General features: G+C 65.4%; 15 protein-coding genes. 7 read left to right on the top strand and 8 right to left on the bottom strand.

The features are described from left to right. The 4 genes from Q8Q80_RS16665 (at window position 1) to Q8Q80_RS16650 (ending at window position 3612) form a co-directional block, all read left to right on the top strand. Window positions 1-1101: an ABC transporter ATP-binding protein gene (locus Q8Q80_RS16665; RefSeq protein WP_305634069.1), complete on the top strand. Its 1101-nt coding sequence runs from the start codon at window positions 1-3 to the stop codon at window positions 1099-1101. Next, window positions 1098-1907: an ABC transporter ATP-binding protein gene (locus Q8Q80_RS16660; protein WP_305633995.1), complete on the top strand. Its 810-nt coding sequence runs from the start codon at window positions 1098-1100 to the stop codon at window positions 1905-1907. The genes Q8Q80_RS16665 and Q8Q80_RS16660 overlap by 4 nt, the downstream gene beginning before the upstream one ends. Continuing rightward, window positions 1907-2608, top strand: coding sequence for an ABC transporter ATP-binding protein (locus Q8Q80_RS16655; RefSeq protein ID WP_305633994.1), 702 nt, complete (start codon window positions 1907-1909; stop codon window positions 2606-2608). Before Q8Q80_RS16660 ends, Q8Q80_RS16655 begins: the two co-directional genes overlap by 1 nt. A 161-nt stretch (window positions 2609-2769) precedes the next feature. After that, on the top strand, window positions 2770-3612 hold the full coding sequence (locus Q8Q80_RS16650; RefSeq protein ID WP_305633993.1) for a DNA ligase: 843 nt from the start codon (window positions 2770-2772) through the stop codon (window positions 3610-3612). Window positions 3613-3728: 116 nt separating this feature from the next. On the opposite strand, the gene Q8Q80_RS16645 is transcribed toward Q8Q80_RS16650, so the two are convergent. After that, on the bottom strand, window positions 3729-4571 hold the full coding sequence (locus Q8Q80_RS16645) for an alpha/beta hydrolase (protein WP_305633992.1): 843 nt from the start codon (window positions 4569-4571) through the stop codon (window positions 3729-3731). A gap of 481 nt (window positions 4572-5052) precedes the next feature. Between Q8Q80_RS16645 and Q8Q80_RS16640 the strand changes: the two genes are divergently transcribed. Beyond that, window positions 5053-5733 (top strand): MBL fold metallo-hydrolase, encoded by a 681-nt coding sequence (locus tag Q8Q80_RS16640; protein WP_305633991.1) that lies wholly within the window; start codon window positions 5053-5055, stop codon window positions 5731-5733. Between the two features lie 37 nt (window positions 5734-5770). Further along, window positions 5771-6187 carry a hypothetical protein gene (locus Q8Q80_RS16635; RefSeq protein ID WP_305633990.1) on the top strand — a complete coding sequence of 139 codons (417 nt, stop codon included), beginning with the start codon at window positions 5771-5773 and terminating at the stop codon, window positions 6185-6187. 70 nt (window positions 6188-6257) lie between these two features. Here Q8Q80_RS16635 and Q8Q80_RS16630 read toward each other — a convergent pair whose 3' ends face one another. From Q8Q80_RS16630 to Q8Q80_RS16600, 7 genes are all read right to left on the bottom strand, one after another. Beyond that, the gene (locus Q8Q80_RS16630; protein WP_305634068.1) at window positions 6258-7172 is read right to left on the bottom strand and encodes a nucleotidyl transferase AbiEii/AbiGii toxin family protein; all 915 of its coding nucleotides are present in this window, start codon (window positions 7170-7172) and stop codon (window positions 6258-6260) included. After that, on the bottom strand, window positions 7169-7906 hold the full coding sequence (locus Q8Q80_RS16625) for a type IV toxin-antitoxin system AbiEi family antitoxin (protein WP_305633989.1): 738 nt from the start codon (window positions 7904-7906) through the stop codon (window positions 7169-7171). Before Q8Q80_RS16625 ends, Q8Q80_RS16630 begins: the two co-directional genes overlap by 4 nt. Window positions 7907-8162: 256 nt before the next feature. Then, entirely contained in the window at window positions 8163-9410 is a 1248-nt protein-coding gene (locus tag Q8Q80_RS16620; RefSeq protein WP_305633988.1) for a type II restriction endonuclease, read from the bottom strand. Beyond that, entirely contained in the window at window positions 9410-9880 is a 471-nt protein-coding gene (locus tag Q8Q80_RS16615; RefSeq protein ID WP_305633987.1) for a very short patch repair endonuclease, read from the bottom strand. Before Q8Q80_RS16615 ends, Q8Q80_RS16620 begins: the two co-directional genes overlap by 1 nt. A gap of 159 nt (window positions 9881-10039) precedes the next feature. Further along, window positions 10040-11323, bottom strand: a complete 1284-nt coding sequence (gene dcm / locus Q8Q80_RS16610; protein ID WP_305633986.1) for a DNA (cytosine-5-)-methyltransferase — start codon at window positions 11321-11323, stop codon at window positions 10040-10042. 291 nt (window positions 11324-11614) lie between these two features. Then, on the bottom strand, window positions 11615-12238 hold the full coding sequence (gene petA / locus Q8Q80_RS16605) for a ubiquinol-cytochrome c reductase iron-sulfur subunit (protein ID WP_305633985.1): 624 nt from the start codon (window positions 12236-12238) through the stop codon (window positions 11615-11617). Window positions 12239-12548: 310 nt separating this feature from the next. After that, entirely contained in the window at window positions 12549-13892 is a 1344-nt protein-coding gene (locus Q8Q80_RS16600) for a sigma-54-dependent Fis family transcriptional regulator (RefSeq protein WP_305633984.1), read from the bottom strand. A gap of 357 nt (window positions 13893-14249) precedes the next feature. Here Q8Q80_RS16600 and Q8Q80_RS16595 point away from each other — a divergent pair, with 357 nt between their 5' ends. After that, window positions 14250-15605 (top strand): NAD(P)/FAD-dependent oxidoreductase, encoded by a 1356-nt coding sequence (locus Q8Q80_RS16595; RefSeq protein ID WP_305633983.1) that lies wholly within the window; start codon window positions 14250-14252, stop codon window positions 15603-15605. Window positions 15606-15614: the final 9 nt, after the last annotated feature.

The following is a 15614-nucleotide window of genomic DNA, read 5'->3' as shown; positions in this document are numbered from 1 at the left end:
CTGCCCGGCGACCCGAAACTGCGCGCCCGGCTGGGCATCGTGCTGATCGGCATCGCGCTGGCCGTGCTGCCCTTCGTCGTCGGCGCGAATTTCGGCAATTCGTGGGTGCGCATCATCGATTTCGCGCTGCTCTACGTCATGCTGGCGCTCGGCCTGAACATCGTGGTCGGCTTCGCCGGCCTGCTCGACCTGGGCTACATCGCCTTCTATGCAGTCGGCGCCTATCTGTATGCGCTGCTGTCGAGCCCGCATCTGGCCATCGCCTTTCCGGCCGTGTTTGCCAGCGCGCCGGCGTGGTCGGTGTGGCTGGTGCTGCCGCTCGGTGCGCTGGTCGCCGGCCTGTTCGGCGTGCTGCTCGGCACGCCAACGCTGAAGCTGCGCGGTGACTACCTCGCCATCGTCACGCTCGGTTTCGGCGAAATCATCCGCATTTTCCTGAACAATCTGAACGCGCCGCTGAACCTGACCAACGGGCCGCAGGGCATCAACAACATCCAGTCGGCACAGATCGCCGGCCAGTCGCTCGGCCGCAGCTTCGAACTGTTCGGTCTGCAGATTCCGTCGGTCACCGCGCATTACTACTTCTTCCTCGCGCTGACGCTGGGCGTCGTCTTCATCTGCGTACGGCTGCAGGATTCGCGGCTCGGCCGCGCCTGGGTCGCCATCCGCGAAGACGAACTGGCGGCGCGTGCCTGCGGCATCAATACGCGCAACGTGAAGCTGCTGGCGTTCGGGCTGGGCGCGACGTTCGGCGGCGTGGCCGGCGGCCTGTTCGCCGGCTTCCAGGGCTTCGTCAGTCCGGAGTCGTTCGGCCTGCTCGAATCCATCATGGTGCTGTGCATGGTGGTGCTGGGCGGCATGGGCCACATTGCCGGCGTCATCCTCGGCGCGCTGCTGCTCGCGTTGCTGCCCGAACTGCTGCGCTGGGGCGCCGCACCGGTGCAGCAGTGGCTGTTCGGCAAAGTGCTGGTCGATCCGGAATCGCTGCGCCTGCTGCTGTTCGGCGTGGCGCTGGTGCTCGTGATGCGATGGCGACCGGCCGGCCTGTGGCCGTCGGCGCTGCGCAAGCGCGAACTGGCTGCGCACGCGGAGGCGACATGAGCGACCCCATGGGCACGATCGCGCAGGACGCCGTGCTGCTGTCGGCCAGCGGCGTGTCGAAGCGCTTCGGCGGCGTGCAGGCGCTGCGCGACGTGTCGCTGACGATACGGCGCGGCGAGGTGTATGGACTGATCGGACCGAATGGCGCCGGCAAGACCAGCTTCTTCAACGTGCTGACCGGCCTGTACAGCCCGGACGAAGGCCGCGTCACCTTCGACGGGCGCGACCTGCCGCCGGGCGTGCCGCACCGCATCGCCGGCGCCGGCATTGCGCGCACCTTCCAGAACATCCGGCTGTTCGGCGCCATGAGCGCGCTCGAGAACGTCATGGTCGGCCGGCACATCCGGCTGCGTACCGGCGTCATCGGCGCCATCCTGCGCACGCCGGCGGCGCGCGCCGAAGAAGCGGCCACCGAGGCGCGCGCGCATGAATTGCTGCGCTATGTCGGCATCGATCAACTGGCCAACCAGCAGGCCACCCACCTCAGTTACGGCGACCAGCGCCGGCTTGAAATCGCCCGCGCGCTGGCGTCCGAACCGAAGCTGCTGGCGCTCGACGAACCGGCGGCCGGCATGAATGCCACCGAAACCGCCGGTCTGCGCACGCTGATCGAAAAGCTGCGCGGCGACGGGCTCACGGTGCTGCTGATCGAGCACGACGTGAAGCTGGTGATGGGCCTGTGCGACCGCGTGGCCGTGCTCGATTACGGCGAGAAGATCGCCGAAGACGTACCCGACGTGGTGCGCCGCCATCCGCGCGTGATCACCGCCTATCTGGGCCGGCAGGCCGACCCGGAGGCCGCCTGATGCTGGAAGTACGCGGGCTGACCGTGCACTACGGCGGTATCCGGGCGGTCAAGGGCATCGATCTCGACATCGCGGCCGGCGAGAAGGTGGCGCTGATCGGCGCCAACGGCGCCGGCAAGACCAGCACGCTGAAGGCGCTGGCGCGCATGCTGCCGGCCGGCGGCGAAGTGCGTTTCGACGGCGGTGACATTTCGCATGCCCCGCCGCACACGCTGGTCGGTCGCGGTCTGGCGCTGGTGCCGGAAGGCCGCGGCGTGTTCGCCCGTCTGTCGGTGCGCGAAAACCTCGACATGGGTGCCTACGCGCGCGACGGCCGCGCCGCCATCGCGGCCGACCTCGAACGCGTCTACACGCTGCTGCCGCGGCTGAAGGAACGCGCCGGTCAGACCGCGGGCACCTTGTCCGGTGGCGAACAGCAGATGGTCGCCATCGGTCGCGCATTGATGAGCCGGCCGCGCCTGCTGCTGCTCGACGAGCCGTCGATGGGCCTGTCGCCGGTCATGGTCGATACCGTGTTCGGCGTCATCCGCGACATTGCGCGCGACGGCGTCACCCTGCTGCTGGTCGAACAGAACGCGCGCCTTGCACTGTCGCTGTGCGACCGCGGTTACGTCATGGACAGCGGGCGCATCACGCTGGCCGCCGCCTCGGCCGAGCTGCTCGACAACCCCGCCGTGCGCGCCGCCTACCTGGGCGAGTGAACCGCCGCGTTTGCCGATGCGGCCGCGGCCGGTGAGGCGTCGCGCCTGGCCACGGCGCCGTCAGATGCAACGTCACCCGCGCGCATCACGGCCAGGGATCGTTGATGCCATCGACATGTACGGGTTAAGCTTTGCGTCCCGCTTCCCGAGGAACCGGTTGCATGATCCGATTGCCCGCATGGCTGCGCCTTGTGTTGTGCGCAATGCTGTCGATGGCGGCCGCGCTGGCTGCGCCGCCCGAGCTGATGCATGCGCAGCGCCATCACGACGGCATCGATCCGGCCGCCTACTGGGTCAGCGAAAAGCTCGACGGAGTGCGCGCGGTGTGGGACGGGCGCGTGTTGCGCTTTCGCAGCGGCCGGCCGATCGCGGCGCCGGCCTGGTTTACCGGGTCCTTGCCCGCGCTGCCGCTCGATGGCGAACTGTGGATCGCCCGGGGCCGCTTCGAAGTGCTGTCCGGTGTAGTGCGGCGCGATGTGCCGGACGATGCCGACTGGCGGCCGGTGCGCTATCTGCTGTTCGACTTGCCGGGCGCGCCGGGCGACTTCAGCCAGCGCTTCGCGCGCCTGACCCGCATCGTCGCCGACGCAGGTCTGCCCTGGCTGCAGGTCGTGCCGCAGTGGCGCGTGGCCGACCGGGTCGAACTGGCATCGCAATTCCATGATGTGGTCGCCGGTGGCGGCGAAGGGCTCATGCTGCACCGAGCCGACGCGCTGTGGACCGCCGGGCGCAGCGATGCCCTGCTCAAGCTCACGCCCTTTCTTGACGCCGAAGCCACCGTGACCGGTCACGTGCCGGGCAAAGGCCGCCATCGCGGCCGGCTCGGTGCGCTGGAGGTGATGGACGCCGAAGGCCGGCGCTTTCGCATCGGCAGCGGCTTCAGCGACGCGGCACGCGCCGCGCCGCCGGCCATCGGCGATCAGGTGACCTACCGCTATCGCGAACTGACGGCCCGCGGCAAGCCGCGCTTCCCGGTGTTTCTTCGGGTGCGCGACCTGCCGTAGCGTCCCCCGCGGGAGCTGCGATCAGCGGTTGGCCATGCAGGGCCAGCCGCTGATCGTCGCTCCCACGGCCCTTCGCTTGTGGTCTGCTCGCGGCGTCATGTCAGAGCGCCCTCACGTCAGAGCTCCCCGTTTGTGGGCGCTCCACCCGACACGGCCAGAAAGGCCATCAGCGCGGCGCGCGCCTGTGGCAGTGCGGCGCTCAGGTCATGCTCGGCATCAAGGGAAATCAGCGGCGTACCGGGCCGCGCGGCCACCAGCCGGTGCGCTTCGCTGATCGGAACGGTGCTGTCGTGAAGGCCGTGCGCCAGCAGCACCGGGCAGCGGACTTTCGGCAGCGTGGCCAGCGGCGCAATGTCGTCGAAGCGCGCACCGATCACGCGCTGCACATGGCCCGTGATCAGCGCGCCGAACGGACGCCACGGGATGCCCATCGCCGCGAGGTAGCGCCGCATCATGTCCTGCGGGTGTGCGAAGGCCGACAGGCTGATCACCGCCTGCGCACGCGGGCGGCGACTGGCTTCCAGCAGCACCGCGGCGGCGCCGACCGAATGGCCGATCAGCGACAGCCGCGCCGGGTCGACGTCGCTCCGCGCGCCGAGCCAGTCCAGCCCGGCGGCCACGTCGTCGGCGAAGCGCGGCAGCGACATGAAGTCGATGTCATCGCTGTCGCCGTGGCCGCGCGCATCGAGCAGCAGCACGGCGTGGCCGGCCTCGTGCAGTGGGCGGGCCAACGGCAGCATCATCGACGCATTGGCGCCCCAGCCGTGCATCACCAGTGCGGCCGGTGGGCGCGGGTCGGTGCCGGCCGGCACGAACCAGCCGTGCAGGCGCCGGCCATCGCAGGCCGTCAGCCAGACGGTGACCGCCGGCAGTCCGCAGTCCGACGGCGTGGTCGCATGCGGCTCGCGGGTGGCCGCAAAGCGTCGCAGCAACCAGCGTCTGAACGGCGACGCGTGCATGTCGACGCGCGCCCCGACATGCGACGCTGTCGGCGGCTCCGGCGCCATTCCATGCTGGCACGTGGCTCTGATCAAGGCGAAGACAAGGTCTGGGGTCATGGGCTGGACAGGTGATCGAACGACGATCGGTGGACCGCGGGTCATGGTCGGTCCGCTGAATCAGTCCCGGCACAACTGCGGTCGCCGGTCCCGTTTCCCCTATCAAGATGCGTGCCGTGCGCGAATGTTCGTCCTGCTGACGCAAAGACGCGTTCATTCATGGACTTGGGACTGCGTCCGGAGACCGCATGGGTCGTGAGGCGCTGCCAGACATCTGCCCGAGATGGCAGCACGACTGCCAAAGGCAGTCGGTACGCCCTGCCAGCTTGTCACCTCCGAAGCGCATGCGACTGATTGGAATGGCTATTTTCGCGGCGGACGCGACTGGCACGGCACTTGATAGGGCAGTGCACGACATCCTTCGCGCACTGCCGAGCCCACCGTGTATTTCCACCCGATCGAAGACCCTGACGCCGGCCAAATCGGCTATCTGCTCGCCGATTCCGGCACGCTGGACGCGGTCATCATCGATCCGCCGCCGCGCAGCGCCGAACTGCTGCTTGCGTTGCTGGCCGAGCGCCGATTCCGCTTGAGCCACGTGCTGCGCACCCATGTCCATGCCAGCCAGCCGCTGAACTGCAGCGCGCTGAGCGAGCTGACCGGTGCCACGCTGGTCATCGCCGACGGTGTCGGCATCAATGCCGCCTGCCCGGCGAAGGTCGAGCGTGCGGTGCACGGCAGCACATTGGTGTTCGGCCAGGAGGTGCTGCGCGTGCTGGCCACGCCCGGCCACACCGCGCACTGCGTGAGCTATCTGTGGCGCGATCGCCTGTTCTGCGGCGATGCCTTCGATCTGGGCAGCTGCGCCGATGGCGACGATGACGCCGATGCCGGCCTGCTGTACGACAGCCTGACCTGCCGCCTCTTCATGCTGCCGGAACAGACCCTCGTCTTTCCGGCCCATCCGCTGCGCGGCCGCCGCGTGGCCACGCTGGGCGAACTGCGCCTGCGCAGCGCACCGCTGCTCGCCGGCAGTCGCGACGCCTTCATCACCGACATGACATCCAGACGCGCCGCACTGCTGCGGCACGCGCGTCCTTCGCCGACGGCGAAGCGGCGCTGAAACGCCACACCTTCCACTCACCACCGGAGACTTACCCATGAAGAAAGCACTCGTCACCCTCGCACTTGCCACCCTGTCGTCGGTCGCACTGGCCGACAAGCAGGCCGTCACCGTCATCCTCAGCGCCGAAAGCGGCATGACCCAGGGCATGGCCATGGTGCTGGCCAACCAGATGCAGGAACAGGGCGGTCAGGTCGACATCCTGTTGTGCGACAAGGCCGGCGACCTCGCGCTGAAGGGCGCCGGCGGCACGCCGCTCAAGCCCAGGGACGTCACGCCCGCGCAACTGCTGGATGCCGCCATGAAGAAAGGCGCCACCGCGTCGGTGTGCGCGATCTATCTGCCGAACACCGGCCACAAGCCGGACATGCTGAAGGACGGCATCGCACCGGCCAAGCCGGATGCCATGGGTCGCGCTTTGATGGAGCCGAACCGCAAGGTCGTGGCGTTCTGATCCTTGCGGCGGGCGGCCTGCGACAGACGGGCCGCCTGCGCCCGCCAGATGTATGCGGGTACGTCCTTGCTCAGCCGCTCAGCCGCTCGGCGAGCAAGTCAGCCTGCTCGGCAAACTTCTTCGGGTTGGTCTTCTGCAACTGCGCCAGGTTTTGCAGCTTCCACCGCACGCCCGGCAGATGTTCGAGATCGGCGACATCCAGCAGCGCCCATTCGGGCGCGCCAGCCACCACCGACAACAGGAAGCGCCGCTCGTCATCGTCCAGCCCGCGCTGAATCTCCCGCAGCAGTCGCTCGCGTGTTTCAAGCAAGCCTGCCAGCGGCACGGGCTCTGCTGTCATGCCCTTGAAGTTGTGCTCGAAGTCGTTCTGGATGTTTCGCAACGGCGGGAACAGCACCTCGTGCACCGGCCGGTTGCTGCGGGCCAGATAGACCACAAAGGCGCGCCTGATGCCGGGAGTGATGCCTTCGTGCGCGAAAAGCTGCATTACGTCGAACAGGTCGCGCGGGTGCTGCCGGTCAAGCGCTGCGACCAGCTTGCCTCCGTACAGATCCTCCAGCGATACCAGCGGAATTTCCAGATCGGCCATCAGCACATCGCGCGCAGTCGGCGTCAGCGAGGCACGGCGCACGGGTCTCACGGTGCCCCGCATCACGAAGTTCACTTCGATCTTGACCTGCACGGCGCCACGGCGGACCAGCAGTTTGGTTTCTCCAGCCGCCGCTGCCGGCGCTTGGGTCTCGAAGCCCTGCTTCTTCAAACGTTGGGCCGACTGCCGGACAGCCTCGTTGATGCGTGTCAGCGCCTCGTCACGTGGCAATCTGTGGTCAGGGAAGACCTGATCGAGGTCCACCGACAAGCGCGGCATGTCGCGCACGAACAGGTTGATTGTGGTGCCGCCCTTCAGCGCGAAGGTGTCATCCGCGAACACCAGCGGCGCGACCTGCGTCAGCAGACGCGCGGTGTCGAGATAAGTCTGGTTCATGCCTTGAGCACCAGCAGGCCGTCGGCTGATCGGGACACCCAGGGCCGGTTGCCGCCCGTCGGCAGCGTGGCAGGATCGAGCGCGGCCGCCCAGGGCATCGAGGCCTCCCGGCCAAGCTGCAGGCACAGGCGTACGGTCTTGACGCTCGTGCAGCGCTGCAGCAGTTCGCGCAGCACGTCGGCGCGAAGACTGTAGCTGCTCTCCACGAGTTCACGCGCCTCCTGCAGCGGTTGGCGCACGCCCACGTCGCTCAGCAGTTCCAGCAGCGCGCGTTCAGGCGTCGATACCTGCGGTGCCCCGCTGCGCTTCTCGAACGGGCCAGCGTGCAGCAGTGCGTCGGGCTGTTCGTCGAACAGGCGCTTGCGGTGGTACTCGGCCGGGAAGCGCTCGGTGAACCACTCCGGCAGGCGCCCGGCCGCCCAACCATACAGTTGCAGCACCGGTTGCTGCGCCACGTACTGACGCACGCCGTACCAGTCCAGCGCCGACTTCCCGCCCACGTGCAGACCGGCGAAGCGGCGCTGCAGCAGCAACAGGCTCGGATGCAGCGCCAGCGTGTCGTTCGGGCGGCAGAACACCCCGCGCGTCAAACGCGTGAGCCAGCCTGCGCGCACGTAGTGCACGGCCAAGTCTGCCGAAATGCCCAGACCCGCCAGATCGGCCGAGGTCAGGGGCGCTCCGGGCGGCAGGCGGGTATAGAGCGCGTTTAGTTTGCTTGTTCCAGTCGTAGCCATACTGCGATTCAAACACTTTATTCAAATGCCCGTCAATTTGATATTTTGAGTTGAATCGTAGTCAGACTACGGTAGCGATGAACGTTCCATGCTGTTTGGGCAGGACGTGCTCACGCATGTTTGCCGATTGTTGGCTTCAGGCTACGAGGCGCTAAAGCATCCGTAAGCGAGCATGGCAGTACCCGTCCGGCAAGCTTCGTTTCCCATCAGAGCGCCGATGCTGCGTTCTCGAACCACGCAAGTTCGCGTATTGCCCTCAGAAAGACTTTGCCCGGATATCAGCCACGAAGTCCCGCAAGCTTTGTATGAACTCGCGCTGCTGGGCGTTATAAGTGGGATGAATTGATTCCGGTACGACCAACTGCAGATTTGCCGCAGCCATTTCGGCTGTTTGCGTTGCGCTGATTGCCGGTTCAAGTGTTACGAGGTGCTTGTGTTCGATACGCTCGGCCTCCGCCAGAACCTGTCGCCAGCGGTCTTTGCAAGTCGTTTTGGCCCCCAGCATGGTCAGGCGTTCCACTTGAAATTCTGGATCGTGATATGCGCCGAAGTCCGGAAACATGAAATCAGGTCTGGAATTGTTTTCGGTCACTTTGCCCTTTCCACGAGCTCGCTCGAACTTCAATCCGTTGAACATGAACAGGTGCTCGAGGTGCCCCTCGAACGCATGTCCTACACGCGATTTGCGCCGGTTCTGGACGCTCAACGAATATCCGATGAACGCATCAACGTCGTCGCCGTCCTCGCCGAATCCCTGCCGCAACCTCTGTTGCACGATGTGGCGCTCATAGATACGAAACAGGAACTCCTCATGATCCATCCACGCCATAAGCGCGGTGTCGGGATCCGCAACAGGATCGAGCTCGCCGCTCAGAGTTTTCCGGGCCAGAGCCGAGAACTCAGTGGTGGCCGGAAAAACCTCGCCGCCAAAGCTCTCGACAAGAAGTGCCAGCCATTGACCGCGTTCATCCTGTTCCCGGGTGACAAGGCCGATCTCTTCCAGCAAGAGCCTTACCGGAAGGATCAGTGCAGAAACAGATATCTCACCACTCCGGAATGAGTCTCCAACAGCACCCAGCCCGAATACAGCTCGCAGCTGCGCCTCGACCGTAGACTCCGGAGGACAGAAAACCAGTAGCAGCGTCCCGTCTGTGCGTTTTGCAATCAGAAAGAAGTCCCCTTCTGCCAGCTGCGACGTGACGGCATTGGTCGGGTAGTACAGGCGATACTCGAGGGGGCGTTCGGGATCGCGACGCGTTGCGCCGTACCATGTCACGGTGTCTTTGCACATGACAGGCGATTCGTCTGCATCCGACAAGTAGACAAGACTTGCTTCGAAGCGGTTGATCTCACCCCTTAGCGGCTCCCCGAGGAACTGCTTGAAACCAACTTTTACCAGCCCACCGATCTCGTGCTGGTTCGATCGCTCGGGGCGCGCGTCAACCGCGCTGAGGTGCTTGGCAGCTACGCCTTCGAAGTAATTCGCAATCGAGTCCGAAAACATCAACCCTCCAGCATTCCATTCTCATTCACTTCGGCGCTGATTGCCCCACTTCGCAGCCATTCGGATATGAGTGCGATGACATCCAGTGAAGGCTTCACCTTGCCGCCAGCTCTGATCGCGCATTCCCAGACAACGAGGGTCCGCCAGCCTTGTGCTTGCAGACTGGCAAGGTTCCGCGCGTCACGTGCGCGGTTCTCTTCGATCTTCTTCAACCAGAAATCCGTGCGCGTGGCTGGAACCTTGAAATAGCGGCAGTCGTGACCATGCCAGAAGCATCCCATTATCGATATCAACGCTCCGTACTTCGGTAGAACGATATCAGGACTTCCCGGAAGGCCCTTGACATGGAGGCGGTAGCGAAAACCCTGCGCATGCAGGCCTTTCCGTACAAAAGTCTCTGGGTAGGTATCCTTCGCCCGGATACCCGACATCATCCGGCTACGCGTTGCCTTGTCGACAACATCAGCCATGAAGAGCCACATGAGATGTCAGTTGCATTCGAATAAGCAGAAGGCGAGTTTACATTCGCGTCGCGCTGAACAGAGGCGGGTTAGATTGCTTGAATCACGAATCGCCCCGACGCGAGGAGGAGAACCCTGGAACGTACGCTTCTGCCAGCATAGGTGACGTCAGGCGTTCTTGAAGCGCAAAGGGAGTTCAGGCTCCTGCCCGTCGGAAGTCAGTGCGGGTTTCATCAGGCTTGCGACATGACGAATCACATCAACAACAACTGAATTTCCGAACTGCTTGTAGGCACGAGTATCCGACACTGGAATCCTGTAGGTATCAGGAAACCCCATCAGTCTTGCGCATTCTCTTGGAGTAAGGCGTCGAGGATTCCGGCCCTCACCCTGCCAGACAAGAATTTCCGAACCATCCTTGTAGTAACGCGCCGACAATGTGCGGGACACACTGTCTGGAAACACCAGTCCGAAGCCGAAGCCATTGCCTTTGGCCTTGTGCTTGTCTGCGTAACGCTGCAGATACGACCACAGCTTGTCCGTGAGCGTGTATTTGTCGGGGACCTTGCAACCCCTGTGATCGAAAAAACGATCACCGTCCGCCTCGATCTCAGGTTCGCTACCGTCCGTGCGGTGCAGGATGTCACGCATGACCTTGCTGCCCTTGGGCGTCAGTGGGAGCGCATCGAAATCGAAGGCTGAATTCTCGCGGAATCCGACAATGATGATCCTCTCCCTGTGTTGCGGTGTGAAGTGGGCACCATCGATCACGCGGGTATGGATGAAGTAGCCAAGTTCCTGAAGCGATCTGCGGATGACGTCAAAAGTGCGGCCCTTGTCATGTGACACGAGGTTCTTGACATTCTCCAGCAGAAAAGCGCGCGGCCTTTTCTCATCAATGATCCGGCATACGTCGAAGAACAATGTTCCTTGCGTTTCGTCGTGGAAGCCGTGCGCACGCCCGAGTGCGTTCTTCTTGCTCACACCGGCAATCGAAAAAGGCTGGCACGGAAAGCCTGCCAACAATACGTCGTGGTGCGGTATGTCGCTCGCAGCGATCTTGGTTATGTCGCCTGCGATGAGATGTCCGTCAGGAAAGTTCTCGGCGTAGGTCTTCTGCGCGTAGGTGTCCCACTCACTCGTAAAGACACAACGTCCGCCGATTCCCTCAAAAGCTGCCCGGATTCCGCCCACTCCCGCAAAGAGATCAATGAAGGTGAACTCGGCGTCATCGGTTTTCGGCATGCCGAACGGAAGGATCAACTGCCGCAGGGCATGCGTCAGATAAGGCTTGGGCATCGACTGCCGGGCCTCCCAACGCTGGACGGTTTTGACATTGACGTCCAGATACGAAGCTATGTCAGCTTGCGAATGATGTTGCCGCGCGATCGCGAGGTACCGGTACGCAGCGTCGATATCGATCTCGAGGCCTGTTCTTAGCTCTGTTGCCATGCTTGTCACCACATTTCATCGCTGGGAATGATTGCGGACATTACGCCCTGTGAAGCATCCTAGCAATACGCTTGTCTAAGCCCCTGAAGTGTATGCATTTACAGCCTTTGCATAGGTGGTGCGGTAACTCAGAGAAGGTGGCGAGGTCACGCCAGCCCGTTGCGCTGGCTCCTTTGAAATCACATCTGACAGCGATACCTTGCCGCGCGGCATAACCCCGCGCTCATCGGGCCGGGAACGCCCTGCTTCCGCTGCCCCCGTCGGGGCAACGATCAACCGCCCTTCCCGCAGTCAGGCCTCGCCACGCCCGTCGTCCCCGATCAGCAGCCGCGTATCCGACAGCCACTGGTAGGGCGGCACTTCGAGGTTGGTCGGCGCCGGCTGGTTGCGGAACACGCGTCCTGCGAGGTCGAAGGTCGAACCGTGGCAGGGGCACAGGAAGCCGCCCGGCCAGTCGTCGCCCAGCCCGGAGCTGCTGCCGGTGTCGATCTTTTCGGTCGGCGAGCAGCCGAGGTGGGTGCAGATGCCGATCACCACCAGATAGTCGGCGCGGCGCGCGCGCTCGCGGTTGGCGGCATAGCCGGGCTGCTCGGCCTCGGCCGATGCGGCGTCGGCCAGCCGTGCTTCGTGTCGATCGAGCGCGGCCAGCATGTCGGGCGTGCGGTGCAGCACCCACACCGGTTTGCCGCGCCATTCGACGGTCATCATGGCGCCCGGCGCCAGCTTGCTTACGTCGGCTTCGACCGGCGCGCCGGCGGCGCGTGCCCGATCGGAAGGCGCGAAGCTGGACAGGAAGGGAACGGCGGTCGCTGCGACGGCAATTGCGCCGACGCCGGTGGTGGCGATCAGCAGGCGGCGGCGGTCGGCGCACATTGCGTGCGGGAGGAGGGCGGGCAGTTCGGTCGTGTGGGTCATGGCACGGGCTCCGGTGAAGCATGCGGAAAAGGACGAAGCCGGCGACCCGGGTCACGGCGGGCATCGGGGCCGCACGCACGGGCTGCACGCGTGTTGAAGGGCGCGCGGCCCGCGCGGTCGAGCGGGGCGCTGCCTGCGCCCGGTTGCCGGTTTCTGTCACTGGACATTCGCAATCCGCGTGCCACCCGGTCGGTGCGCCGCTGCGCGCCGTTTGCGGGCGGAGCACCGGTGGGCATCCACTGCCGCACTGCCAGCGCAGGCAGGGCTGCCTGTCAGCGATGGCGCAATCGCGCCGCCCGCAGCGCCGGTTTCAGTCCTGCGCGATGCCCAGCGCGCGCAGCCGGCGGTACAGCGTGCGTTCGCTGATGCCGAGCTTGCGGGCGAGCTCATGACGGCTGCCGGTGTGGTTGCGCACCACGCGCGCGAGCATCTGACGCTGCGCCTCTTCCAGATCGACCGCGCCCTCGCCGTCTGCCGGCAGACCGCCTGTCGCGTCACGGCGGGCAGGGCCGGCGCAGCCGATGCAGATTTCCTCATCGAGATGCTGCGTGCCGATCTCTTCGCCATCGCACAGCAGGCTGGCGCGTTCCAGCACATTGCGCAGCTCGCGCACATTGCCCGGGAAGGCATAGGCCTGCAGCGCGCGCATGGCTGCCGGCGCCACGGTCAGCCGACGGCCGGGTGCGACGCGTGCGAGCAGCGATTCGACCAGCAGCGGCAGGTCTTCGCGCCGTTCGCGCAGCGGCGGCACGACGATGGGGAAGGCATTCAACCGGTAGTACAGGTCCTGCCGGAAGCGGCCTTCGGCGATCATCTGCTTCAGCGGCCGGTGCGTGGCCGACACCAGGCGGATGTCGGCGCGCATCAGCTCCGTGGAGCCAACGCGGCGATAGGTGCCGGTCTCCAGCAGGCGCAACAGCTTCACCTGCATGGTCAGCGGAATGTCGCCCAGCTCGTCGAGGAACAGCGTGCCGCCGCTGGCCGCTTCGACCAGACCCGCCTTGCGTGCGATGGCGCCGGTGAAGGCGCCCTTCTCGTGGCCGAACAGCTCGCTTTCGAACAGCGTGTCCTGCAGGCCGGAACAGTCCACCGCGACGAAGGGGCGGTCGGCGCGCCGGCTGGCGTCATGCACCGCCTGCGCCACCAGTTCCTTGCCGCTGCCGGATTCGCCCTGCAGCAGCACGCTGGCATCCGACGGCGCCACCCGCGAGACCAGTTCGAGCATGCGCTGGAAGGCGGGCGCGCGGCCGATCAGGCCGCTGCGTTCGGACACGCCGCGCGCCACCTTCAGCGGTTCCATCTTTTCGATGAACCACGCGATGTCGCCGCTGCCGTTGCGCACCGGAGTGAGTTCGATGTTCACGTATTCCTCGCCGCGCGGCGTCTGGTGCAGATGCAGCACGCGCTCGCGCTGTTCCGATTCCAGGCTGCGCGCCAGCGGGCAGGCCTCGCCGGCGCGGTCGCACGGCACGCTGTAGTGGTGCGACACGTCGTAACAGGTGCGCCCGACCACGCTGCGCCCACCGCCGTACTGCGCGCGGTAAGCCTTGTTGGCGGCGATCACGCGGTAGTCGCGGTCGAACAGGATGTGCGGTTCGGGTGCCAGTTCGATGAAGGACACCAGTTCGGGCAGCGGACGCAGTTCGTCTGACATGGCACTGACAGTTCTGACGTGATCGGGCTGTCAGTCTGTGTCGCTGGCAGCTCCAAGGTCAAGTACTGCCCGTTCGGGTAGTTCGCCAAACCACTCATCCATATGGATTTTTGATCTTTGTCATCGTGCTGGCACGAGACTTGATATGTCATGGATACGGCCATGCCGTGCGCCTTGAATCTGGCGGATCCGAAACCCGGATGCCTCTCCGGGCGGCGGCGTCCGCTCGCACTGCATGCTGCGGCGAGCAGGTTTTTCGGGTCTGGCCTGCTTGATCCGCGACGCGCTCTCATGGCCGCGTCTGCAGACCTTTGCGTGAGCCATTCCGACAAGGCGAAAAGCCGGGAGGAGACATTCATGAAACACGGGAAACCGGAGGTCGCTGTATCGACTGCGCTGCCGGACATCGGCCGGCGGCGCTTCATGCTGCGCGCCTCGGCAGTGCCGCTGGGCGCTGCGGCACTTGGCGCTGCAACACCGCGCCCGGCGCGGGCGGCGGTGAAAACCTCGGCGCACATCGTCATCGCCGGCAGCGGGCTGGGCGGCGTGGCCATCGCCAATCGCCTTTCGCGCGAACTCGACGGCGCGAAGATCACGATTGTCGACCGCAAGGAAATCCACAACTACCAGCCGGGCTACACGCTGGTGGCGACCGGCATCTGGCCGGTGGACAAGGTGAGCGACCGCAACGCCGACCTGCTGCCCGGCCGCGTCGAATGGGTGAAGGACATGGCGGCCGGGTTCGACCCCGACGCCAGCACCCTGATCACCGAAGGCGGCCAGCGCATCCGCTATGACTATCTGGTGGTGGCGACCGGCCTGCACCTCGACTACGCGCAGATCGACGGCATGGACGTGTCGGCCATCGGCGCCAACGGCCTGACCAGCGTGTATCCCGGTCCGCAGGCGGCGCAGGCGACCTGGCTGGCGATGGATGCCTTCCGCCGGCAGGGCGGCGAGGCACTGATGACGCTTCCGGCGACGCCGCTCAAGTGCGCCGGTGCGCCGCTGAAGATGACCTTCATGCTGGTCGACCGCCTGCGCGAAGCGGGCACGCAGGCCGCGTCGAAAGTGAGCTTCCACTCCGCGCTCGACAACATCTTCAGCGTGAAGCCGGTCAATGACGATGTGCTCCGCCGCTGGGCCGACCTGGACGTGCCGGTCACCTTCAACAGCAAGCTGGTCGCGATCGACATCGGCACGCGGCGCGCCACCTTCCTGACACCCGAGGGCGAGCGCAACGAACTGGGCTACGACTTCATCCACGTGGTGCCGCCGATGCGCGCACCGGACGCGGTGAAGAACAGTCCGCTCGCCTGGCAGGACGGTCCGTTCGCCGCCGGCGGCTGGCTGGAGGTGGACAAGGACACGCTGCGCCACCGGCGCTACCCGAACGTGTTCGGTCTGGGCGACATCAATGGCACGCCGCGCGGCAAGACGGCGGCGACCATCAAGAAGAGCGCGCCGCTCGTCGCGCGCAACCTGATCGACGTGATTGCCGGCGGCGAGCCGTCGCAGCGCTTCGACGGCTACACCTCCTGCCCGCTGCTGCTGCGCGAAGGCTCGGCGCTGCTGGTCGAGTTCGATTACGAAGGCCGGCTGGTGCCGTCGCTGCCGATGATCGAGCCGCTGCAGGACAGCTACTTCGCCTGGTTGATGAAATACCGCCTGCTCAAGCCCGCCTACATGGCAGTGGCCAAGGGCAGGGTGTGAGGAGAACGA

The sequence above is a fragment of the Methyloversatilis sp. genome (assembly GCF_030698125.1).
In the GTDB taxonomy this organism is placed as follows: Bacteria; Pseudomonadota; Gammaproteobacteria; order Burkholderiales; family Rhodocyclaceae; genus Methyloversatilis.
The sequence above is the reverse complement of the archived record's forward strand: the minus strand, read 5'-3'. Positions and strand labels throughout refer to the sequence as shown.